The organism is Kitasatospora sp. NPDC058184, assembly GCF_042883725.1.
GTDB lineage: Bacteria > Actinomycetota > Actinomycetes > Streptomycetales > Streptomycetaceae > Kitasatospora.
This window is the reverse complement of the sequence record NZ_JBHVVE010000021.1, coordinates 134,942-155,784: the sequence shown is the minus strand read 5'-3', so window position 1 is coordinate 155,784 and position 20,843 is coordinate 134,942. Positions and strand designations below refer to the sequence as shown.

Annotated in this window: 20 protein-coding genes; 10 read left to right on the top strand and 10 right to left on the bottom strand. The window is 72.5% G+C overall.

The annotated features are described in order from the left end of the window. Nucleotides 1-91 precede the first annotated feature (91 nt). A complete protein-coding gene (locus tag ACFVXH_RS31885; protein WP_387829368.1) occupies nucleotides 92-742 on the bottom strand; it encodes a transglycosylase SLT domain-containing protein in 651 nt (216 codons plus the stop codon). 730 nt (nucleotides 743-1,472) lie between these two features. On the opposite strand from ACFVXH_RS31885, the gene ACFVXH_RS31880 reads away from it, so the two are divergent. Continuing rightward, nucleotides 1,473-2,261, top strand: a complete 789-nt coding sequence (locus ACFVXH_RS31880; protein WP_380780362.1) for a S1 family peptidase — start codon at nucleotides 1,473-1,475, stop codon at nucleotides 2,259-2,261. 156 nt (nucleotides 2,262-2,417) lie between these two features. On the opposite strand, the gene ACFVXH_RS31875 is transcribed toward ACFVXH_RS31880, so the two are convergent. The 3 genes from ACFVXH_RS31875 to ACFVXH_RS31865 form a co-directional block, all read right to left on the bottom strand. After that, complete coding sequence (locus ACFVXH_RS31875) at nucleotides 2,418-3,641, bottom strand: helix-turn-helix domain-containing protein (protein ID WP_387829366.1); 1,224 nt, start codon at nucleotides 3,639-3,641, stop codon at nucleotides 2,418-2,420. A 208-nt stretch (nucleotides 3,642-3,849) separates the two neighbouring features. Then, a complete protein-coding gene (locus ACFVXH_RS31870) occupies nucleotides 3,850-5,295 on the bottom strand; it encodes an amino acid permease (RefSeq protein ID WP_387829365.1) in 1,446 nt (481 codons plus the stop codon). A gap of 264 nt (nucleotides 5,296-5,559) precedes the next feature. Continuing rightward, nucleotides 5,560-5,814: a hypothetical protein gene (locus tag ACFVXH_RS31865; RefSeq protein ID WP_049658988.1), complete on the bottom strand. Its 255-nt coding sequence runs from the start codon at nucleotides 5,812-5,814 to the stop codon at nucleotides 5,560-5,562. 146 nt (nucleotides 5,815-5,960) lie between these two features. Between ACFVXH_RS31865 and ACFVXH_RS31860 the strand changes: the two genes are divergently transcribed. Both ACFVXH_RS31860 and ACFVXH_RS31855 read left to right on the top strand, forming a co-directional pair. Next, nucleotides 5,961-6,956, top strand: a complete 996-nt coding sequence (locus ACFVXH_RS31860; RefSeq protein ID WP_074005189.1) for a Ku protein — start codon at nucleotides 5,961-5,963, stop codon at nucleotides 6,954-6,956. A 57-nt stretch (nucleotides 6,957-7,013) separates the two neighbouring features. Next, nucleotides 7,014-7,319, top strand: a complete 306-nt coding sequence (locus ACFVXH_RS31855; protein WP_049658984.1) for a hypothetical protein — start codon at nucleotides 7,014-7,016, stop codon at nucleotides 7,317-7,319. Between the two features lie 48 nt (nucleotides 7,320-7,367). Here ACFVXH_RS31855 and ACFVXH_RS31850 read toward each other — a convergent pair whose 3' ends face one another. Continuing rightward, nucleotides 7,368-8,756 carry an NADP-dependent succinic semialdehyde dehydrogenase gene (locus tag ACFVXH_RS31850; protein WP_387829362.1) on the bottom strand — a complete coding sequence of 463 codons (1,389 nt, stop codon included), beginning with the start codon at nucleotides 8,754-8,756 and terminating at the stop codon, nucleotides 7,368-7,370. A gap of 120 nt (nucleotides 8,757-8,876) precedes the next feature. Next, entirely contained in the window at nucleotides 8,877-9,158 is a 282-nt protein-coding gene (locus ACFVXH_RS31845) for a DUF6158 family protein (RefSeq protein ID WP_049659828.1), read from the bottom strand. Between the two features lie 140 nt (nucleotides 9,159-9,298). On the opposite strand from ACFVXH_RS31845, the gene ACFVXH_RS31840 reads away from it, so the two are divergent. Next, on the top strand, nucleotides 9,299-10,282 hold the full coding sequence (locus tag ACFVXH_RS31840; RefSeq protein ID WP_074005191.1) for an adenosine deaminase: 984 nt from the start codon (nucleotides 9,299-9,301) through the stop codon (nucleotides 10,280-10,282). A gap of 45 nt (nucleotides 10,283-10,327) precedes the next feature. Here ACFVXH_RS31840 and ACFVXH_RS31835 read toward each other — a convergent pair whose 3' ends face one another. The 3 genes from ACFVXH_RS31835 to ACFVXH_RS31825 all read right to left on the bottom strand — a co-directional run bounded on the left by ACFVXH_RS31835 (nucleotide 10,328) and on the right by ACFVXH_RS31825 (nucleotide 12,498). Next, nucleotides 10,328-10,948: a vitamin K epoxide reductase family protein gene (locus ACFVXH_RS31835; RefSeq protein ID WP_387829360.1), complete on the bottom strand. Its 621-nt coding sequence runs from the start codon at nucleotides 10,946-10,948 to the stop codon at nucleotides 10,328-10,330. Then, the gene (locus ACFVXH_RS31830; RefSeq protein ID WP_074005193.1) at nucleotides 10,945-11,736 is read right to left on the bottom strand and encodes a thioredoxin domain-containing protein; all 792 of its coding nucleotides are present in this window, start codon (nucleotides 11,734-11,736) and stop codon (nucleotides 10,945-10,947) included. The genes ACFVXH_RS31835 and ACFVXH_RS31830 overlap by 4 nt, the downstream gene beginning before the upstream one ends. 102 nt (nucleotides 11,737-11,838) lie before the next feature. Next, the gene (locus ACFVXH_RS31825) at nucleotides 11,839-12,498 is read right to left on the bottom strand and encodes a hypothetical protein (protein WP_387829358.1); all 660 of its coding nucleotides are present in this window, start codon (nucleotides 12,496-12,498) and stop codon (nucleotides 11,839-11,841) included. Between the two features lie 432 nt (nucleotides 12,499-12,930). Here ACFVXH_RS31825 and ACFVXH_RS31820 point away from each other — a divergent pair, with 432 nt between their 5' ends. Beyond that, entirely contained in the window at nucleotides 12,931-13,800 is an 870-nt protein-coding gene (locus tag ACFVXH_RS31820; RefSeq protein ID WP_049660526.1) for an Fpg/Nei family DNA glycosylase, read from the top strand. 101 nt (nucleotides 13,801-13,901) lie between these two features. Here ACFVXH_RS31820 and ACFVXH_RS31815 read toward each other — a convergent pair whose 3' ends face one another. Continuing rightward, entirely contained in the window at nucleotides 13,902-14,762 is an 861-nt protein-coding gene (locus tag ACFVXH_RS31815) for an SAM-dependent methyltransferase (RefSeq protein ID WP_074005195.1), read from the bottom strand. 439 nt (nucleotides 14,763-15,201) lie between these two features. Between ACFVXH_RS31815 and ACFVXH_RS31810 the strand changes: the two genes are divergently transcribed. From ACFVXH_RS31810 to ACFVXH_RS31790, 5 genes are all read left to right on the top strand, one after another. Beyond that, nucleotides 15,202-15,867: a polysaccharide deacetylase family protein gene (locus ACFVXH_RS31810; RefSeq protein ID WP_387829356.1), complete on the top strand. Its 666-nt coding sequence runs from the start codon at nucleotides 15,202-15,204 to the stop codon at nucleotides 15,865-15,867. 151 nt (nucleotides 15,868-16,018) lie between these two features. Then, nucleotides 16,019-16,345 carry a hypothetical protein gene (locus ACFVXH_RS31805; RefSeq protein ID WP_049658296.1) on the top strand — a complete coding sequence of 109 codons (327 nt, stop codon included), beginning with the start codon at nucleotides 16,019-16,021 and terminating at the stop codon, nucleotides 16,343-16,345. Nucleotides 16,346-16,510: 165 nt separating this feature from the next. After that, on the top strand, nucleotides 16,511-17,383 hold the full coding sequence (locus ACFVXH_RS31800; protein ID WP_380744118.1) for a sulfurtransferase: 873 nt from the start codon (nucleotides 16,511-16,513) through the stop codon (nucleotides 17,381-17,383). Nucleotides 17,384-17,588: 205 nt separating this feature from the next. Beyond that, complete coding sequence (locus tag ACFVXH_RS31795) at nucleotides 17,589-19,115, top strand: M1 family metallopeptidase (protein ID WP_387829354.1); 1,527 nt, start codon at nucleotides 17,589-17,591, stop codon at nucleotides 19,113-19,115. 164 nt (nucleotides 19,116-19,279) lie between these two features. After that, nucleotides 19,280-20,809: a M1 family metallopeptidase gene (locus ACFVXH_RS31790; RefSeq protein WP_387829352.1), complete on the top strand. Its 1,530-nt coding sequence runs from the start codon at nucleotides 19,280-19,282 to the stop codon at nucleotides 20,807-20,809. Nucleotides 20,810-20,843: the final 34 nt, after the last annotated feature.

The window sequence follows — 20,843 nt, the reverse complement described above, 5'->3', positions numbered from 1 at the left end:
AGCTACCTCGCAGGCCTCCACCTCCGCGCCTCAATGATCTGGATAGACGACCTCGTGCGACCACCCAACTGATCACAACATCACACAGGCCCTAGTACCAGTGGTGGGACTGCCAGAACGACCAGGCGGCGCAGGGGCTGCCGTAGCGGGTGTTCATGTAGTTCAGGCCCCACTTGATCTGGGTGGCCGGGTTGGTGCGCCAGTCGGCGCCCGCCGAGGCCATCTTGGAGCCGGGCAGGGCCTGGACCAGGCCGTAGGCGCCGGAGGAGGCGTTCACCGCGAGGGGGTTCCAGCTGCTCTCGCGGAACACGATGTTGCTGAAGCACTGGAGCTGGCCGGCCGGGACGATCTGCGCGGCGATCTGCTGCGGGGTGCCGGAGTAGGCGGCCGGGGCGCTGTTCAGGTCCTGGCGCTCCTGGGAGCGGGAGGCGGCGGCCTCGGCGTCGGCCTTGGCCTTGGCGTCCGCCTGGGCCTGCGCCTCGGCCTGGGCCTGGGCGGCGGTGTCCGCCTCGGCCTTGGCCTGGGCCTCCTGGGCGGCCTGCTCGGCGGCGCCGGCGGCAGCGGTGTCGGCCTGGCCCTGCTCGGCGACCAGCGTGCCGTCCACCGACACGGCGGCCACGGGGGCGGCCTCGGTGCCGTTCCCGGCCTGCGGGATGGCGAGGGCCGCGGTGGCGGCGCTCGCGACCACGAGGGTGGCGACGCCGGTGATCAGGGAGTTGCGGCGGGCATGGCTGAGCTGCATGGGGCGGACGATCCTTCTCCGTCGGGGGCCGTGCCGGTGGCACCGGGGGCGGGGCATCGCGTGGGCTCCGGGTGAGCGGGGCCCGTGCGGCCGCCCTGGACGGCCGTGGCGCCCCGACGGAAACGGCGGGGCGGGCGGGCTGCGCGGCGGCGGGGGGTGGTCGGCTGCGCTGTCTGGCGACGGGCCATTCTTGGCAGGGCCGGGGACGGGTGGCAAAGGCGGTCGCTACTACGCAGGGTCGTGGCTGAGGGGTGGCCGGAGCGGGGCCCGGAGGATTATTTGGGCAGATTTGTCCGAATCCTCCATCCGGAGGTGGCAGTCCGGGGGTGGTGAAGGATCGCACCGCCGGCAGGTGCGGTGGCCTGTGTTCTTCAGGCGGATCGCGGTCGCGGGCGGCCCGGTCGGGGCGGCTCGACGGCGCCGGGGGCGGTGCCGCGGGGAGCGCGTCCACTATCGGGGATCGTGGATGGCGATCCCGCTGTGGGCGGGCTCACACGCCGGCGGGCGCGGCGTCGACGCGGAGTGAGCGACCGGTGACGGCTCCGGGGGGTCGCGCACGGGATTCCCCGGAGCGGGCCGCGTGGTTCGGTGCGCGATCGTCCCGGGCCCTCCGCACCCGGAACCCCTCATTGCCGTGTTCCTGCCAGATCCGACCGGCAAGGGCGGACCCCTCCTATCGCGCCGCCCGCCGGGCCACTCTCGGTCTTCCCCCACCTGCAAGGAGGATCTGATGAAGCGTCAACTCGGCAGGTTCGTCTGCCTGCTGGCCGGCCTGGTGCTCGGCGCCGGAGCGCTCGTGCTGCCCGCCGCCGCCTCACCCGAGCCGTCGCCGAGCGTGGTCGGCGGCACGCGGGCGGCGCAGGGCGAGTTCCCGTTCGTGGTGCGGCTCTCGATGGGCTGCGGCGGCGCGCTCTACACCTCGCAGATCGTGCTCACCGCCGCCCACTGCGTCGACGGCACCGGCGCCGACAGCAGCATCACCGCCACCGCGGGGGCGGTCGACCTGAACAGCGGCAGCGCGGTCAAGGTCCGCTCCTCGTACGTGTACCAGTCGCCCGCCTTCACCGGCGCCGAGAACGGCGACGACTGGGCGCTGATCAAGCTGGCCTCGCCGGTGAGCGGCGGCCAGGTCAGCACCCTGCCGATCGCCACCACCACCGCCTACGACAGCGGCACCTTCACCATCATGGGGTGGGGCGCCGCGCGCGAGGGCGGCGGCCAGCAGCGGTACCTGCTCAAGGCGACCGTGCCGTTCGTCGACGACGCCACCTGCGCCCGCGCCTACCCGGGCCTGAACGCGGCCGGCTCGCTCTGCGCGGGCTACGTCTCCCAGGGCGGCGTCGACACCTGCCAGGGTGACTCCGGCGGCCCGATGGTCCGGCAGGACGCGGCGGGCCGCTGGGTCCAGGTCGGCATCGTCAGCTGGGGCAACGGCTGCGCCCGCGCGGGCTACCCGGGCGTCTACACCCAGGTGAGCACCTACGCGGCCGACATCGCCGCGGCGGCGGCCGGCCTCTGATCCGACCCGGCGGGTCCCCGGGCTGACCCGGAAGGTCACTGATCCGACCCGGTAGGGCCGGTCGAAGCGGTACGGCAGGGCCGGTCACCACACCCGCAGGTGGTGGCCGGTCCTGCCGTTCCGTGACGGACCGGGGACCGCCGTGCCCGGGGAGCCTCACCCGCGCAGCCACTCCTCGGCCCGCCGTCGCTCCCGGGCGATGCGACCGGCGGCGTGCGGGGGCAGCCGGGTGAGCAGGGCGACGGCGGCGTCGGCGTGGCCGGCGAGGGCGTGGGCGCCGGCGAGGCGGGCGGTGACCAGGGCGTGGTCGCGCGGGCGGGCGGCCGGGTCGAGGAGCCGCAGGGCGGCCTCCAGCCAGGCCGCCGCGGTGCGGGCGTGGCCGGCGCGGCCGGTGCGGACGGCGAGGTCCCGGTGGCAGGTGCCGTGCGCGACGGCCAGGACCAGGTCGGCGCGGTCCGCCCAGGGTGTCGGTTCGCCGGTGCGCAGCGCGGTGTCGGTCAGCCGCCGGGCCTCCGCCAGGGTCCGGCGCACCAGCGGGGCCCGGCCGGCCAGCGCGTGGGCGTGGGCCTGGGCGACGGCGGTCCAGGCCCGCAGCCCCGGCAGGGGAGGCGCGATGGTCCGGGCGGCCTCGGCCAGGGCGAGCGCGGTGGCCGGGTCGCCGTGCCACCAGTACAGGGTGCTCTGCCGGGCGAGCAGCGCGGCCGCGGTGATCCGGTCGCCGGTCGCGCGTGCCCACTCCAGCCCGGTGGCGTACCAGCTGAGCGCGCGGGCGTGGCGGTCGCCCTCGAAGTGGGCCCAGCCGGCGAGTTCGGCGTACTGGGCGGCGAGCGAGCGGTCGGCGGCGGGGTGGTCGCGCGGGTCGGGGTACTGGTGCGGGTCGGGGTGCGGCCGGCCGAGCAGGGTGTGGGCGTGGTGCTCCAGGACGGTGGCCAGTTCCTCGCCGCCGATCCGGCCCGCGGCGGCGCGGTAGACGGCGAGCAGCTGGGCGAGCACCTCGACGGTGGCGGCGTCCGGCGGGCCGGTGGCGGTGGTGTCGAGCGGTGGCCGGGTGGTGGCGGCGCGTTCGCCGAGGTGTTCGCGCTCCTGCTGGACGGCCTGCCAGAGGTCCGCCAACTCGCCTTCGGCGCGCAGGAGTTCGTCGGCCCGGGCGGGCATTCCGGGTGGTGGCCAGCGGTGGGCGTTCTCCACCCGGCTGATCAGCGAGTCGTGGTAGCCGAGCAGCCGGCCGAACTCGGCCTGGCTGAGGCCGCGGGCCTCGCGCCAGTGGCGCAGCCTGCGGCCGAAGCGCAGGCGCGCGGACCCGGGCCCCGTACGGGGCGGCGGCGGAGGCGGCTGAGGTGGTGGCGGCGGGGGTGGCGTGGGGGCGGGTAGGGACGGCACGGGGTCTCCCGGAGGGGGCGGGGGGAGCGCTCGTGGGGGAGCGCCCGGCCCTGGTATCCCCGTTGACGTGCCTTGGTCAAACTGGACGGGCGGTGCCGTGCCGGGCGGCGTGGCATCCGGCGGCGCGGTGCGCCGCGCAGAACGGCGCCGGGCCCGGGAGCCTCCGCATCGGCTCCCGGGCCCGGCGTTCCCGCGCGGGGCGGACGGGTCAGGAGCCCGCCGCCGCCACCGCGGCCCGCCGCCGTCGGCCCACCACGGCCGAGGCCGCCAGCACGATGGCTGCGGCGACCAGCGACAGGTACATCTGCTTGCGTCCGTCGGCGTCGGTGAACATGTACGCCATGACGAACCCGATCATGCCCATGGCCGTCCAGGTCAGGTACGGGTACAGCCACATCCGGACGGTATGCCGCTCGGGCATCTCGCGCTCGATGATCCTGCGCATCCGCAGCTGGGTCGCGCAGATCACCAGCCAGACGAAGAGCGCGACGGCGCCGGAGGAGTTGAGCAGGAAGGCGAACACGGTGTCCGGCGAGGTGTAGTTGAAGAACACCGCGACGAAGCCGAAGATCACCGAGGAGAGGATCGCCACCCGCGGCACGCCGCGCGAGGTCACCGTGGCGAAGGCCTTGGGCGCGTCCCCGCGCTGGCCCAGCGAGAACGCCATCCGGGAGGCCGTGTACATCCCGGAGTTGAGGCAGGACAGCACCGCCGTCAGCACGATCACGTCCATCACCTGGCCGGCGCCCGGGATGCCGATGTGGTCCAGCACCGCCACGTACGGGCTCGCCTTGACGTCGGCGGAGTCCCAGGGCAGCAGGGTGACCACCAGCAGGATCGAGCCCAGGTAGAAGATCCCGATCCGCCAGATCACGCTGTTGGTGGCCTTGGAGACGGCCTTCTCCGGGTTCTCCGACTCGCCGGCGGCCAGGGTCACGATCTCGCTGCCCATGAAGGCGAAGACCACGGTGAGCATGCCGGTGAACACCGCCCCCACCCCGTGCGGCAGGAACCCGCCGTGGCCGGTGAGGTTGCTGGCGCCGACCGCGTGGGTGCCCGGCAGCAGGCCGAAGGCGGCGAGGGTGCCGATCACCAGGAACGCGGCGATCGCGACCACCTTGATCCCGGCGAACCAGAACTCGAACTCGCCGTAGGAGGCCACCGAGAAGAGGTTGGTGGCGGTCAGCACCGCCATGACTATCAGGGCCCAGCCCCACTGGGGGACGCCCGGCACCCAGTTGTTGAGGATCTTCGCGCCGGCCGTCGCCTCGACCGCGAGCACCACCACCCAGAAGAACCAGTACAGCCAGCCGATGCTGAACCCGGCCCAGCGGCCGAGCGCCCGGTCCGCGTACGCCGAGAACGAGCCGCTCTGCGGGTCGGCCGCGGCCATCTCGCCGAGCATCCGCATCACCAGGACGACCAGCACGCCGGCCATGGCGTAGGAGAGCAGGATGCCCGGGCCGGTGGTCGCGATGCCCGCGCCGGAGCCGACGAACAGGCCGGCGCCGATCACGCCGCCGATGGCGATCATCGACAGGTGGCGGTTCTTGAGTCCGGCCTTCAGGTGGCCGTCGCCGCCGTGGCCGATCGGCCCGGTCTGGTGGGGGAGCTTGGTGGCCGTGGCCGGGGGCTTGGTGGTGTCCGCACTCATCTGGGTGCCCTGTGCCTTTCCCGCGCGGCGTGTCCCTCGGCTCGTCGCGCCGAGGGTGGGGGACTGACCCGCGCATTGCGTCGCAACCTAACTTCTACGCCCGAGTATCGGAACAATCCTTTGGTAACTGTTCGCTCAACGGACGGAAAAGGCCTGGTCGGGGTGGGTGGAAAGGTGGCATGGAAACCTCAAATCTGACGCATCGTCAGCATTCGGAAAGGTCGCCAAGCTCTGTTGGGGCTCAAATCGCCCGCGGGTGGCCGGTCAGATCGGCCGCACGTCGAGGACGGTGATCGACGCCTCGTCCGCCGGCCGCCCGGTCAGCCGGGCGGCGAGGATCCGGGGGATGTCGTCCTCCTGCGAGTATCCGGGCAGCACCGTGACTTCCGCGCGCCGTGCGCCGGGCTCGCCCCGCACCGCGTACGTCACCAGGTAGCCGTACCGCTCCGGCGGTGGCGCCTGGTCGCGTTCCCGCTGGTCCCGCCGGCCCCGCTGGTGCCCCCGGCTCCGGATGCCCATCCGCGTCGACCTCCTCGGCCCATTGTCGACGCGCTGTGGACGATCGGGGCAAACCAGAGCACAGTGGGACTCTCGGGACATGCCGTAGGAGCATCCCGAGCGTTCTCGGTGCCGGCCGGCTCCCGGCGCCGGTCAGGAGCGACCCCATGCAGACCACCTGGAAGGGGACGATCAGCTTCGGGCTGGTCAGCATCCCCGTCCACCTGTACTCCGCGACCCAGGAGCACGACGTCCCGCTGCACCAGGTGCACGCCAAGGACGGCGGCCGGGTGCGGATGAAGCGGTACTGCGAGCGGGAGGAGAAGGAGGTCCCGTACGCGGAGATCGCCAAGGGGTACGAGTCCCCCGACGGGCGGACCGTCACGCTCTCCGACGAGGACCTCGCCGACCTGCCGCTGCCCAGCAAGAAGATCATCGACGTGCTGGCCTTCGTGGACGAGGGCGAGATCGACCCGCTGATGTTCTCCAAGGCCTACTACGTGGGCGTCGCCGACAAGGCCGCCGCCAAGCCGTACGCGCTGCTGCGCGACGCGCTCACCGACTCCGGGCAGATCGCCGTCACCAAGATCGCGCTGCGCACCCGGGAGTCGCCCGCGGTGCTGCGGGTGCACGACAACACCCTGGTGCTGCAGACCTGCATCTGGCCCGACGAGGTCCGTCCGGCGGCTGGCATCGCGCCCGAGGGCGACGTCGCCGTCCGGCCGCAGGAGCTCAAGATGGCGCGGTCGCTGATGGACACCCTCTCCGAGGACTTCGACCTGTCCCAGCTGCACGACGACTACCAGCAGGCGCTGCAGCAGGTGATCACCGCGCGGCTGGAGGGCGTCGAGGTCCCGCACGAGGAGGAGCCGGGCGAGGCTCCGGACAACGTGATCGACCTGATGGAGGCGCTGCGCAGCAGCCTCAAGCAGGCCAGGGGCGGGCGGGGCGGCGGGGCCGGGGAGGCCGCCCCGGAGGAGGCGGAGCCCGCGCCGCGCAAGCGCGCCCCGGTGAAGCGGAGCGCCTCGAAGGCAGCAGCCTCCGGGAAGGCCCCCTCCGAGACGGCCGCCTCCGAGAAGTCCGCCGGGAAGACCTCCGCGAGGAGCCCGGCGGCGAAGAAGACCACCACCCGGAAGCCCTCGGCTCCCCGCAAGGCCTCCTGACCCCACCGGGGCCAGGCACCCCTCCCGTCCAGCCGTCCAGCACTGGAGGCGATCCCGATGGACCTGCTGACCTACAAGGAACTCGACGCCGAACTCGACGCCCGGGCCGAGGCCGACCCCGCGACCCGCAGGGCCCGGGGCTTCGGGCACCGCGTCTGGCACTGGCTGCTCAGCCTCAGCCCCACCGTGGTGACGTTCATGATCGCGCTCTCGATCGGCCTCTGCATGGTCGCGGTCCAGGTGAGCCTGCTGCCCGTGCTGGTGCCGATGGCGGTCTTCTGGGGCCTGACGCTCATCGCGATGGGCGGCGTGGTCGCCCGCTGGATGACCCCGGGGCCGGGCCGGCACCGGATGGCGTCCTGACCCGGTCGGGAGGGGCGCGGAGCCGGACGGGCGCGGGCCCGGGAGGGCTCAGCCGATCCACACCGTGGTGACGTTGCAGAACTCCCGGATCCCGTGCCCGGACAGCTCCCGCCCGAACCCGGAGCGCTTGACGCCGCCGAACGGCAGCGCCGGGTGCGAGGCCGTCATCCCGTTGAAGAACACCCCGCCGGCCTGGATGTCCCGGACGAAGCGCTCCCGCTCGGCCTCGTCGGTGGTCCAGACGTTGGCGCTCAGCCCGAACGGGGTGTCGTTGGCGACCGCCACCGCCTCGTCCAGGTCGGCCACCCGGTAGACGGTGGCGACCGGGCCGAAGGTCTCCTCCAGGTGGATCCGCATCGCCGGGGTGATGCCCGTCAGCACCGTCGGTTCGTAGAACCAGCCGGTGTCCCAGCCCTCCGGGCGCCCGCCGCCGCACTCCACCCGGGCGCCGTGCACCCGGGCGTCCTCGACCAGCTCCTCCAGGTCGTCCCGGCCCTGGCGGCTGGCCAGCGGGCCGACGTCGGTGGACTCGTCCATCGGGTCGCCGACCTTCAGCGCGCCCATCGCCGCGGTGAAGGCGGCGGTGAAGCGGTCGTACACGTCGGTGTGCACGATGAAGCGCTTGGCGGCGATGCAGGACTGGCCGTTGTTCTGCACCCGGGCCCGGACGGCGGTGCGCACCGCCGCGTCCAGGTCGGCGCTCGGCAGCACGACGAACGGGTCGCTGCCGCCCAGCTCCAGGACGGCCTTCTTCACCTCGTCCGCCGCGGTGGCCGCGACCGCCCGCCCGGCCGGCTCGCTGCCGGTGAGGGTGACGGCGACGACCCGGCGGTCCCGGATCACGCCCTCCACCGCGCCCGAGCCGATCAACAGGGTCTGGAAGCAGCCCTCCGGGAACCCGGCCCGCTGGAACAGCTCCTCGATCGCCAGCGCGGTGCGCGGCACGTTCGACGCGTGCTTGAGCAGACCGACGTTGCCCGCCATCAGGGCCGGCGCGGCGAACCGGAGGACCTGCCAGAGTGGAAAGTTCCAGGGCATGACGGCAAGAACCGGACCGAGCGGACGGTAGCGGACAAAGGCCCGGGAGGCACCGGAGTCGGCGACGTCGGCCGGGGCCGGGTGCTCGTCGGCGAGCAGCTCCTCGGCGTGGTCCGCGTACCAGCGCATCGCCTTCCCGCACTTGGCGACCTCGGCGCGGGAGGCGGCGAGCGGCTTGCCCATCTCCTCGGTCATGGTGCGGGCGACCGCCTCCAGCTCCCGGTCCAGCAGGTCGGCGGCGCGGCGCATCAGTTCGGCGCGGGCGGCGAACGGGGTGCCGCGGTAGCTGTGGAAGGCGGCCTCGGCGCGGGCCAGCCGCCGCTCGATGCCGGCCGCGTCGAGCGGCTCGAAGGTCTGGACGGTCTCGCCGGTCGCGGGGTTGACGCTGGCGATGGGCATGCGGGGCTCCCAGGTGGGGTCACGGTCCGGTGCGTCTGCCCTCACACCCTCCCCGACCGCCCGCCTCCGGGCACGCCACCGGGCGCCCGGCGTGTCCCGGCGGGCGCGCGGCCCGCCCCGTCACTCCGGCAGCGACTCCACCCGGGCCGCCGCCTCCCGGGCGCGGGCCCCGGCCCTGGTCCGCGCGGCGGTGACCTGCCGGCTCGGGAAGCGGTGCAGGTACTCGGCCTCCAGCTCCCCGGTGCGCAGCGTGTGCCGCTTCAGCGCCTCCTCCGAGCCGTACAGGAACGTCTCGTGCCGCGTGCGGTGCAGCTGCTCCAGCTCGTGCAGGAGCGTGTCGTTGCCCAGGGCGTGCGCGGAGATGCCCGCGGGCCGGATGTGCGGGTCTTCGGCGTGCCGCATCTCGGTGCCTCCTCGGCGGAAGTCCCCTCCTCCAGGGTGCCCGCCGACCGCCGCCGCTGCACCCGGTCCGTCGGCGCGGATCATAGGATGAATCCTTCCGTACACGTTCAGGACCACCCCGCTAGCGCTCGGACACCCACATGCCGCTTCCCAAGGCCGAACTCCACCTGCACATCGAAGGCACCCTGGAGCCCGAACTCGCCTTCGAGCTCGCCGCCCGCAACGGTGTCGAGCTGCCGTACGCCGACACCGAGGCGCTGCGCGAGGCGTACTCCTTCAGCGACCTCCAGTCCTTCCTGGACCTCTACTACGCGCTGATGGCCGTGCTGCGCACCGAGGACGACTTCGCCGACCTCGCCGACGCCTACCTGGCCCGGGCCGCCGAGCAGGGCGTCCGCCACGCGGAGATCTTCTTCGACCCGCAGGCGCACACCGCGCGCGGGGTGCCGCTGGGCGTGGTGGTGGACGGGCTGACCCGGGCGCTGGAGCGCGCCGAGGAGCGGTACGGCATCAGCACGCAGCTGATCATGTGCTTCCTGCGGGACGAGTCCGCCGAGTCCGCGCTGGAGACCTTCGAGGCCGCCCGCCCGTACTTCGGCCGGATCGCCGGCATCGGCCTGGACTCCGCCGAGGTCGGCCACCCGCCGGTCAAGTTCCGCGAGGTGTACCGCCGGGCCGCCGAGGCCGGGCTGCGCCGGGTCGCCCACGCGGGCGAGGAGGGACCGGCCGCGTACATCACCGAGGCGCTGGACGTCCTCGGCGTGGAGCGGATCGACCACGGGCTGCGCTGCCTGGAGGACGGCGAGCTGGTCGCCCGCCTGGTGCGCGAGCAGGTCCCGCTGACCCTCTGCCCGCTCTCCAACGTCCGGCTGCGCTGCATCGACACCCTCGCCGACCACCCGCTGCGCGAGATGCTGGACGCCGGCCTGCTGGTCACCGTCAACTCCGACGACCCGGCGTACTTCGGCGGCTACGTGGAGGACAACTTCCGCGCCGTGCGCGAGGCCCTCGCCCTCGACCAGGAGACCCTGCGCCGGCTGGCCGCCAACTCCTTCCGCGCCTCCTTCATCGGCGAGGAGCGCCGCGCCGAACTCCTCGCCGAGGTCGCGGCGTACGCCTTCTGACCTGCCGGACCGCCGCCCCCGCGCGGGCGGGGGCGGCGGACGGGGTCAGAGCAGGGTGCTCCAGTAGTACCAGAACCGGTTGAGGACCAGCAGCGCGATCACCGCGTACCACAGCGCCGGGACGACCCAGTGGTAGCGGGCCGCCTCCCGGACGGCCACCCGCAGCCGCGGGCCCACCGGGATCACGCCCGAGCGCAGGTTGTGCAGCGTGGTGTACCAGAACAGCGGGATCACCGCGGCCCACACCACCATGCAGTACGGGCAGAGCGCGCCGATCCGGTACAGCGCCTGGTACATCAGCCAGGTCACGAAGCCGATGCCGAACACCGTCCCGGCCTGCAGGCCGAGCCAGAACCAGCGCCGGAACGCCGCCCCGGACAGCAGCCCGGCACCGACCGCGATCACCACCCCGAAGGCGACCAGCCCGATCAGCGAGTTGGGGAAGCCGAAGGCCTCCGCCTGGTCGCTGCGCATGATCGAACCGCAGCTGATGATCGGGTTGATGTTGCAGCTGGGGACGTAGGACGGGTCCTCCAGCAGCCGGATCTTGTCCAGGGTGAGGACCGTCGAGGCGAACAGGCCGACGGCGCCGCCGATCAGCAGCAGCCAGGCGAACGGGCGGCTCGCGCCGTACACGGGCCGCCCGGCGGGGGCGCCGGCCGTCACCCGGTCACCTGCTTGACCATCGCGGTGAACTGCTCGGGGGAGACGGCCTTGCCGTTGTTCAGGACGTCCAGCTTCTTGCCGTCCAGCTTGACGGTCGGGGTGCCGGTGACGTCGCTCTTGTTGAACTCCTCGTTCACCTTGGCCGCCCACGGCGCGTACGTGCCGTCCTGGACGGCCTTGACGAAGGCGTCGGTCTTCAGCCCGGGCACCTGGCCGGCCAGGTCCAGGATGTGGTTGACGTCGCCGAAGGCGTCGCTGCGCTCGTCCGGCTGGTTGGCGTACAGCACGTCGTGGAACGCCTTGAACTTGTCCACGCCCTCGTTCAGCGCGGCGCCGGCCGCGGCCAGCGCGGTGCGCGAACCCTTGCCGCCCAGGTTGTTGTCCAGGAACGTCGCCAGGTGGTAGTCGACCTTGTACGTGCCGTCGTCGGCGAGCTGCTGGATCGCCTTGCCGGTGGTGGTCTCCAGCTGCTCGCAGAACGGGCAGCGGAAGTCCTCGTAGACGTCCAGGGTGTGCGGGGCGTCGGCCTTGCCGTAGGTGATCACGGTGCCGTTGGTGCCGCTCGCGTTGGCCGGCACGACCAGCGGGCCGTTCGCGGCGTTCGAACCGGAGCCGGAGGAGCCGCCGACGGCGAAGGCCACGCCCGCCACCAGGGCGAGCACGGCGGCGGAAGCGCCGCCGACCACCACCCGGCGGCGGATCCGGTCGGAGCGCTCGGCCTGGGCGCGGGCGACGCGCATGCGGTCGGTGGCGGAGGCCTTCTTGTCGGTCTTGCGGGTGTTGCTCATGGGGTGTCGTCCTGTGCTCTCGGGCGTACGGGTCGGCGCGGCCGGTCGGGGCCAGCGCGGGAGGAGAGAACAGCCGACTGAGCGGGCGGGGAAGCCCGTGGCTCAGACGGCCAGGGCGAACACCGGCGGACCGCGCCGGACGGCCGGACGGACGACGACGTCCTCGGCGGGGACCAGCACGCGGCTGGCCCGGGGGAACGGCACCCGGGCCGGCGGACGGGCCGGCAGCGGCGCGACCAGCAGCCGCAGCCAGCGGGCGGCGGCCGGCAGGTGGCGGTGCAGGAACTCGCCCAGCATCCGGACGGCCCCGGCCAGGCAGCACAGCGCGGCGTCCGCGCGGCTCAGCCAGAAGGCGCCGGCCAGCGCGATCACCGTGTGCAGCAGGAGGAGCAGCAGCAGGCCGGTCTGGGCGGAGACGCCGTGGCCGAGCAGGAAGCCGCCGAGCGAGCCGCCGCCGCAGAGCAGCGGCTGGAGGCCGTGTCCGGTGCCTGGCGGCAGCGAGGGACAGGTGCTCTGGGCGAGGTCGAAGAGGGCGCCGGCGGCCAGCTCCAGCGGCAGGAACACCGCCGCGACCGCCGGGAAGCCACGTTCGCGGCCGGCCAGGGCGAAGGCCGCGGCGAAGACGGCGGCCGAGGCGAGCAGCATCGGGCCGACGGGGAGGGTGCGGCCGGTGACCAGGACCTGGCCGAGCCCGGCGAGCAGCACGACCAGCGCGGCGAAGACCGCTGCGCGGAGCGTTCTGGTGACCGGGCTGGTGTTCATGGCATCCGAGTGTGCCACAGGTTGAATGTGGAACAGCCTCCTGGGACGAAGGCTGTGAAGAGGGTCACCACCTGGGCTGAGCTGGGCTTATGCGGTGCTTACGGGGGTTGGGGTGGGGGTTCGGGCTCTCGGGAGGGTGGGTGGCGGGGGTGGCTCCGGGGGTGGTCGCTCCGGGGGCTGGATGATTTTCAGACTGCCAACCCTGGAGGTGGGGCGTTCAGATCGTTGGCAGTCTGAAAATCACCCGTCACGCCCCTCTCCGCGGCCACCCCCTGCGCCACCCCCTCCCGCAGCGCGTCCCTCTCGCCAGAGGGGAGGAGGGGGTGGGTGGGTGTTGGGGGAGGTTTTGTTGCGGGCGCGCGGGCTTTCGCCCTGCGCGCCCGCTGGGTGGGAGCGCAGGCGGGGGGTGGGGGGTCGGGGGAGACTGGGGGCATGCCGGAGCTGCCTGAGGTCGAGGCGTTGAGTGCTTTCCTGTCCGAGCGGTTGACCGGGCGGGTGATCGCTCGGGTGCAGCCGGTGGCGATCAGTGCGTTGAAGACGTACGACCCGCCGGTGACGGCGTTGGAGGGGCGGACGGTCGGGGCGGTGACCAGGCGGGGCAAGTTTCTGGACGTCGAGGCGGAGGGGCTGCACCTAGTGGTCCACCTGGCCCGGGCGGGCTGGTTGCGGTGGAAGGACGGTCTGCCCGCTGAGCCGCCGCGGCCGTCTCCGCGCAATCCGCTGGCGTTGCGGGTGCGGTTGGCGGGGGAGGCGGGGGACGGGTTCGATCTCACCGAGGCCGGGTCGAAGAAGGGGCTGGCGGTGTACGTGGTGCGGGAGCCGGCCGAGGTGCCGGGGGTGGCCAGGCTCGGGCCGGATCCGCTGGACCCGGGCTTCGGGCTGGCGGACTTCGCGGCGCTGTTGCGGGGCGAGCGGCGTCGGCTCAAGGGGGTGCTGCGGGACCAGGGGGTGTTGGCGGGGGTGGGCAACGCCTACTCGGACGAGGTGCTGCACGCGGCCCGGATGTCGCCGTACAAGCTGGCCGCGAGTCTGACCGAGGACGAGGTGGCCCGGCTGTACGAGGCGCTCGGGGGCACGCTGCGGGAGGCGGTGGAGCGCTCGCGGGGGCTGGCGGCGGGGGAGCTGAAGGCGGAGAAGAAGCTCGGGCTGCGGGTGCACGGCCGGACCGGTGAGCCCTGCCCCGTGTGCGGGGACACCATTCGGGAGGTGTCCTTCGCGGACTCCTCGTTCCAGTACTGCCCTACCTGCCAGACCGGGGGCAAGCCGTTGGCGGACCGGCGGTTGTCGCGGCTGTTGAAGTGAGGGGGAGGAGAAGTGAGGGGGAGGGGAGGGGGAGTGGGGAGGGGAGGGGAAGTGAGGGGTGGGACGGGTTCTGGCCGTCCCACCCGGTCGTCGGCGTTTGGTCAGCGCTTGATGGCGACGCCGCCCCAGTAGTAGGCGGCCTTCGGGTCGGCCGGGGGCTCGCCGTCGGGGCGCCAGGCCAGGACCGGGGCGACGCCCGGTTCGACCAGGTCCCAGCCGTCGAAGAAGCGGACGACGTCGTCGTAGCCGCGCGGCACCAGGGTCATCCCGCCGGCCCGGGCGGCCTCGGCGACCTTGCCGACGGCCTCGGGGTCGAAGTCCGGGGTGGGGGTGGTCAGGGCGATGCAGCTGCCGGCGGGCAGGGCGTCGCGCAGTGCGGCGACCCGGCCCCAGGGGTCGTCCTCGTCGGCGATCAGCATCAGTACGGCGATCATCAGCAGGCCGACGGGCTGGGTGAGGTCGAGGGTGGCGGTGAGCGCCGGGTCGGCGAACAGCTCCTCGGGCTTGCGCAGGTCGGCGTGGATGTAGGTGGTGCGGCTGGCCGGGCTGGAGACCATCAGGGCGCGGGCGTGGGCGAGCACGATCGGGTCGTTGTCGACGTAGACCACCCGGGTGCCGGGGCTGACCGCCTCGGCGATCTCGTGGGTGTTCGGCGAGGTCGGGATGCCGGTGCCGAGGTCGAGGAACTGGCGGATGCCGTGCTCCTGGGCGAGGTGGCGCACGGCCCGGCCCTGGAACGCCCGGTTGGCCTTGGCCATCGCCTTGACGCTCGGTACGGCCTGCTCGATGGCCTGCCCCATGGCGCGGTCCGGCGGGAAGTTGGTCTTCCCGCCCAGCCAGTAGTCGTACACGCGCGCAGAGTGCGGGGCGGTGGTGTCGACACCGAAGCGTTCCCACTGGCTGAGCTCGGTGGCGTCGTCGTCCTGCGGGCCCTGGCGGGGGGAGTCCTGACTTGTCGTCATGGCCACGTCCTCTGATGGCAGATCATCACACTGGGGAAGGCACAGCGTAGCGGTCCGGACGGGAGGTGGAGCGTCCGGTCGGGGAAGATCCGTGGAAGATCTTCGGAAGCGGAGTGGACGGCGGGAATCGTCAGACACGCCCTGGGCCGTCGGGGTGGTGATGGGGGCCGTCGGAGTTGCCGTCGGGGAGTGGCGGGGACGGCCGGGGGAAGCATCCAGAATGCTGTCAGATCGTCAGATTACTTCGCGCAGATTGCTGCTGGTTGCGGCCGGAATGTCCCTGCTGGGGACGGCCGCCGGATGTCGGAGCCCTTGGGGTGGCGGGGAGGGCGGTGCGGCGGCGGGGGCGGCCGATGCCGCCGCTCCGGCCGCTCCGGCGGGGCCGGAGGGGGCGTCGGCCGCGCCGTTGGTGGCGGCCCCGGGGGGCACGCCGTCCGCGGTGCCCTCGCCGGCGCCGCCGTCCGGCGCCGCGCCGAGCGCGGTGCCCGTGCGCCGGGCGCTCTCCGAGGCGGAGAGCAAGCCGGTGTACGACCTGGACCCGGAGCGGAAGGTGGTGGCGCTCACCATCGACGACGGGCCGGACGCCCGGTACACACCGACCGTGCTGTCGATGTTCGAGCAGTACGGGATCAGGGCCACGTTCTTCCTGATCGGCGAGAACGCGGTCGAGCACCCCGCCCTGGTGCGGGAGATCGCGGACCGCGGCCACCACATCGCCAACCACACCTGGACCCACCCCGACCTGCGGCACATGTCGGAGGGCAAGGTGCGGGACGAGCTGGAGCGCACCTCCGACCTGCTGCAGCGGACCACCGGCCGGCAGCCCACCTGGTTCCGTGCGCCGGGCGGGGACTTCTCGGCGGTCTCGCTCAAGGTGGCCGCCGACCTGGGGATGCGGAACATGGCCTGGTCGGTGGACCCGCGGGACTGGGCCCGGCCGGGGACCTCGGCGATCATCGACCGGGTCCTCAAGAACGTCCGGCCCGGGTCGATCGTGCTCAATCACGACGGGGGCGGGGACCGGTCGCAGACGGTGGCGGCGTTGAAGGCGTACCTGCCGGTGCTCGTCGACTCGGGGTATCTCTTCACGGCTCCGCCGAACTGAGTTTCGCATGACGGGGCAGGTCGCGGTTTTAACCCTTAAACCACTCGAATGGGTGGATTAGAAGAACCGTTTCTGCGTTTTTTGGGCCTCTAGGGTGATCTCGCACCAATTAACCGGGTACTGCCGAGTACCACCTGAAAGGCCCTCACTCATGCGTCTCCGCAACGCCATGCTCGCCGCCGCCAGCGCCGTCGCCCTCGTCCTCGCCGTCCCGTTCTCCGCGAATGCCGCGACGGGCGACTTCCTCTACAAGGTCGGCCCCGGGGTCCCCGTGGGCCTGGCCGACCCGCAGAGCCGCGAGTGCATCGACCTGCCGTGGACCACCGAGGAGGACCCGGGCTTCGCGCCGGAGAACCGCACCCAGTCCACGGCCACGGTCTTCCTGGACTTCGGCTGCTCGGGCGACGTCTTCTACGTCATGAACCCCGGCAAGAAGCTCGGTGACCGGCTGAAGCTGCGCTCCGTGGTCTTCTCCTGAGCGCGGGGGAGCGCGGGGTGGCCGGGGCCGGGCGGGCGGCGTAGGTTCGAACTGTCCGGCCCGGTCGCCGGCCCCTCGCCGTGCCCGTACGCCTGTCGTCGTCGCGCGGCCCGCCGTGCCCGTGGTCGGGCGCCGCAGCCTGGGCAGAGCGAAGGAGGGCCTGGGATGACCGGCAACGGCTACGCGCACCCCGAGGCGTTGGTCCGCACCGAATGGCTGGCCCACCACCTGGACGACGGGACGGTCCGGGTCGTCGAGGTGGACGAGGACACCGAGGCCTACGACCGGGACCACATCCCCGGCGCGGTCGGCTGGAACTGGACCACCGACCTGCACAGCCAGGTCGGCCGGGACTACATCGACCGCGACGGCGTCCAGCACCTGCTGCGGGCGGCCGGGGTCGAGGACGACACCACCGTGGTGCTCTACGGGGGCAACAACAACTGGTTCGCCGCCTACGCCTACTGGCTGTTGCGGCTGCGCGGCTTCGGGCCGGTGCGGCTGCTGGACGGCGGGCGCAAGAAGTGGGAGCTGGAGGAGCGGGAGCTCACCCGTGCGGTGATGGACTACCAGCACAGCGGGTTCCGGTTGAGCGGGCCCGAGCGGCCGGAGCTGCGGGCGCTGCGGGACGAGGTGCTGGCCAGGGCCGAGGTGTTCGCCAAGCCCGGGGCGGACGCGGTGCTGGTGGACGTCCGCTCGCCGGCCGAGTTCCGGGGCGAGCTGATCGCGCCCCCGCACCTGCCGCAGGAGCAGGCGCAGGTGCCCGGGCACATCCCCGGCGCGGTCAACATCCCGTGGTCCCAGGCGGCCAACGACGACGGGTCGTTCCGTTCGGCGGAGGAGCTGCGGGCGCTGTACGGGGGGAAGGGCGTGGAGCCGGAGCGCGAGGTGATCGCGTACTGCCGGATCGGCGAGCGGTCCGCGCACACCTGGTTCGCGCTCACCGAGCTGCTCGGGTACCCGCACGTGAAGAACTACGACGGCTCGTGGACGGAGTACGGCTCGTTGGTGCGGGCGCCGGTGGTGCTCGGGGCGTGAGGGGCAGGAAGGGCAGGAGGGGTGCGAGGGGCTTCAGGGGCCTCAGGGGTGGGTGAGGTGGCGTGACGGCTTCGCGGCCGGGCTGCGAAGCCGTCGTGTCGGCGGGTTTCTTTTCATGAACATCTCACCGGAGGGGAGTGGACGAGGGGCTGCCGGGACAAGGATCGATCCGACCCAATCGTTCCGGTGATCCCTGGAGGACCACGTGCGCAAGAGGCTGATCGTCTCTGCTGCCAGTGCCCTGAGCCTGTTCCTGGCCGTTCCCGCCTCGGCTTCCGGCTTCCAGCCGGGCGCGGCCGGGGTCGGCGACCCGTACTACCCGACCTACGGCAACGGCGGGTACCGGGTCTCGCACTACGACATCCGGTTGAAGTACCAGCCCGCCACGGACGAGCTGGAGGGCACCACCACCATCCTCGCGACGGCCACCCAGGACCTCTCCCGGTTCAACCTCGACTTCGCGCTGGACGTCTCGGAGGTGCGGGTCAACGGCCGGGTCGCGAAGTTCGCCACCAGCGGTGAGCAGGAGCTGGAGATCACCCCCGCCCGGCCGCTCGCCAAGGGCTCCCAGGCCACCGTGGTGGTGCGCTACAAGGGCGTGCCCTCCACCGTGAAGAAGTACGGCTTCACCAGCTGGCACCGGACCCCGGACGGCGCCGTGGCGGCGAACGAGCCCGAGGCCGCCTGGTGGTGGTTCCCGAGCAACGACCACCCGAGCAACAAGGCCACCTACGACGTCTCGGTGCTCGTCCCGGACGGCAACCAGGTGATCAGCAACGGCGTGCTGACGGGCACCACCTCGCAGGCCGGCTGGACCCGGTACAGCTGGCGCGAGAACAAGCCGCAGGCGACGTACCTGGCCACGCTCGCGGTCGGCAAGTTCGACATCACCCGGGACACCACGCCGAGCGGGCTGCCGGTCTACAACGCGTACAGCAAGGATCTCGGCGAGAACGCGGACGCGGCGCGGGCGAGCGTCGAGCGCACCGGTGAGCTGGTGGACTGGCTGAGCGGCTACTTCGGCGAGTACCCGTTCAGCTCGGTCGGCGGCTACGTCCCCAATGTGCCGACCGGCTACGCCCTGGAGACCCAGACCCGGATCTTCTACAGCCCCCGGCAGTTCGCCCGGGGCACCAACACCTCGGTGGTCGTCCACGAGCTGGCCCACCAGTGGTACGGGGACAGCGTCTCGCTCTCCAAGTGGAGCGACATCTGGCTGAACGAGGGCTTCGCGCGGTACTCGCAGTTCCTCTGGTCGGAGCACGAGAACGAGGGAACCGCGCAGGAGCTCGCCGACTACGTCTACGCCTCGCACCCGGCCGACGACCCGTTCTGGAAGGTCAAGCCGGGCGACCCGGGCCCGGACGACCAGTTCTCCGGCGCGGTGTACGACCGGGGTGCGGTGGCCGTCCAGGCGCTGCGCAACGCCGTCGGGGACGAGAAGTTCTTCAAGATCCTGAAGGGCTGGCCCACCGAGCGCCGCTACGGCAACGCCACCATCCCGGACTTCCAGGCCTATGCGGAGAAGGTCTCCGGGAAGAAGCTCGGGGACGTGCTGAACACCTGGCTGTTCACCCCCGGCAAGCCGGCGGTCGGGCCGGTGCCGCCGGGTGCCGCGGCCGCTGCCTCGCTGGCGCCGGGTGCGGGCCGGGCGGAGGGTCAGCTGCCGGCGGAGCCGAAGTCCTGGAAGCAGATCCAGGAGACCAACTCGGTGCACCGGTCCCATAGCTGACGACATGTCGGAATGGTCGGCGTGACGACTTCGGGGCGCGGGCGCGAAGCCGTCATGTCGGCGCATTTCTTTTTATGAACATCTCACCGGAAGGGAGTGGGGGAGGGGTTGACGGGACAAGGATCGGTTCAACCCCATCATTCCGGTGATCCCTGGAGGACCATGTGCGCAAGAGGCTGATCGTCTCTGCTGCCAGTGCCCTGAGCCTGTTCCTGGCCGTCCCGGCCTCGGCTTCCGGCTTCCAACCCGGCGCGGACGGCGTCGGGGACCCGTACTACCCGACCCTCGGCAACGGCGGGTACCGGGTCGCGCACTACGACATCCGGTTGAAGTACCAGCCCGCCACCGACGAGCTGGAGGGCACCACCACCATCCTCGCGACGGCCACCCAGGACCTCTCCCGGTTCAACCTCGACTTCGCGCTGAAGGTCTCCGAGGTGCGGGTCAACGGCCGGGTCGCGACCTTCGCCACCAGTGGCGACCAGGAGCTGGAGATCACCCCCGCGCGGCCGCTCGCCAAGGGCGACCAGGCCACCGTGGTGGTGCGCTACAAGGACGTGCCGTCCACCGTGGAGAGGTACGGCGGCTACACCGCCTGGCGCCGCACCCCGGACGGTGCGGTCGTGGCCGGCGAGCCCGTGTCGGCCGCGTGGTGGTACCCGAGCAACGACCACCCGAGCAACAAGGCGACCTTCGACGTCTCGGTGCTGGTGCCGGACGGCAACCAGGTGATCAGCAACGGCGTGCTGACCGGGACCAGTTCGCTGGCGGGCTGGACCCGGTACAGCTGGCGGGAGAACAAGCCGCAGGCGACCTACCTGGCGACCCTGGCGATCGGCAAGTTCGACATCACCCAGGACACCACCGCGAGCGGGCTGCCGGTCTACAACGCGTACAGCAAGGACCTGGGCGACAACGGCGCCGCGGCGCGGGCGAGCATCGAGCGGACCGGCGAGCTGGTGGACTGGCTGAGCGGCTACTTCGGCGAGTACCCGTTCAGCTCCGTCGGCGGCTACGTCGCCAACACCTCGTCCAGTGGCGCCCTGGAGACCCAGACCAGGGTCTCCTACGGCCCCGGGCTGTTCGCCCGGGGCACCAACACCTCGGTGGTCGTCCACGAGCTGGCCCACCAGTGGTACGGCGACAGCGTCTCGCTCTCCAAGTGGAGCGACATCTGGCTGAACGAGGGCTTCGCCGAGTACTCGCAGTTCCTCTGGTCCGAGCACGAGAACGAGGGCACCGCGCAGGCAGTGGCCGACTACATCTACGCCTCGCACCCGGCCGACGACCCGTTCTGGACCGTCAAGCCGGGCGACCCGGGTGAGGAGAACCAGTTCTCCGGTGCGGTGTACTACCGCGGCGCGGTGGCCATCCAGGCGCTGCGCAACGCCGTCGGGGACGAGAAGTTCTTCCAGATCCTCAAGGGCTGGCCCACCGAGCGGCGCTACGGGAACGCCACCATCCCGGAGTTCCAGGCGTACGCCGAGAAGGTCTCCGGCCAGAAGCTCGGGGATCTGCTGAACACCTGGCTGTTCACCCCGAGCAAGCCGGCCGTCGGACCGGTGCCGCCGGGTGCCGCGGCCGCGGCCTCGCTGGCGCCGGGCGCGGACGCCGGCCGGGACGCGGCGCCGGTCGAGCCGAAGTCCTGGAAGAAGATCCAGGAGGCCGGTTCGGTGCACGAGGGCCGGCACTGACGGCAGGGCGGTACGAGGGCGTTCGGGTCGGCGG

Excerpts from the sequence above, each read along its gene's own strand:
- ACFVXH_RS31885 (WP_387829368.1), bottom strand. The coding sequence starts at position 742 with ATGCAGCTCAGCCATGCCCGCCGCAACTCCCTGATCACCGGCGTCGCC.
- ACFVXH_RS31880 (WP_380780362.1), top strand. The coding sequence starts at position 1,473 with ATGAAGCGTCAACTCGGCAGGTTCGTCTGCCTGCTGGCCGGCCTGGTG.
- ACFVXH_RS31870 (WP_387829365.1), bottom strand. The coding sequence starts at position 5,295 with ATGAGTGCGGACACCACCAAGCCCCCGGCCACGGCCACCAAGCTCCCC.
- ACFVXH_RS31865 (WP_049658988.1), bottom strand. The coding sequence starts at position 5,814 with ATGGGCATCCGGAGCCGGGGGCACCAGCGGGGCCGGCGGGACCAGCGG.
- ACFVXH_RS31860 (WP_074005189.1), top strand. The coding sequence starts at position 5,961 with ATGCAGACCACCTGGAAGGGGACGATCAGCTTCGGGCTGGTCAGCATC.
- ACFVXH_RS31855 (WP_049658984.1), top strand. The coding sequence starts at position 7,014 with ATGGACCTGCTGACCTACAAGGAACTCGACGCCGAACTCGACGCCCGG.
- ACFVXH_RS31850 (WP_387829362.1), bottom strand. The coding sequence starts at position 8,756 with ATGCCCATCGCCAGCGTCAACCCCGCGACCGGCGAGACCGTCCAGACC.
- ACFVXH_RS31845 (WP_049659828.1), bottom strand. The coding sequence starts at position 9,158 with ATGCGGCACGCCGAAGACCCGCACATCCGGCCCGCGGGCATCTCCGCG.
- ACFVXH_RS31840 (WP_074005191.1), top strand. The coding sequence starts at position 9,299 with ATGCCGCTTCCCAAGGCCGAACTCCACCTGCACATCGAAGGCACCCTG.
- ACFVXH_RS31830 (WP_074005193.1), bottom strand. The coding sequence starts at position 11,736 with ATGAGCAACACCCGCAAGACCGACAAGAAGGCCTCCGCCACCGACCGC.
- ACFVXH_RS31825 (WP_387829358.1), bottom strand. The coding sequence starts at position 12,498 with ATGAACACCAGCCCGGTCACCAGAACGCTCCGCGCAGCGGTCTTCGCC.
- ACFVXH_RS31820 (WP_049660526.1), top strand. The coding sequence starts at position 12,931 with ATGCCGGAGCTGCCTGAGGTCGAGGCGTTGAGTGCTTTCCTGTCCGAG.
- ACFVXH_RS31815 (WP_074005195.1), bottom strand. The coding sequence starts at position 14,762 with ATGACGACAAGTCAGGACTCCCCCCGCCAGGGCCCGCAGGACGACGAC.
- ACFVXH_RS31805 (WP_049658296.1), top strand. The coding sequence starts at position 16,019 with ATGCGTCTCCGCAACGCCATGCTCGCCGCCGCCAGCGCCGTCGCCCTC.
- ACFVXH_RS31800 (WP_380744118.1), top strand. The coding sequence starts at position 16,511 with ATGACCGGCAACGGCTACGCGCACCCCGAGGCGTTGGTCCGCACCGAA.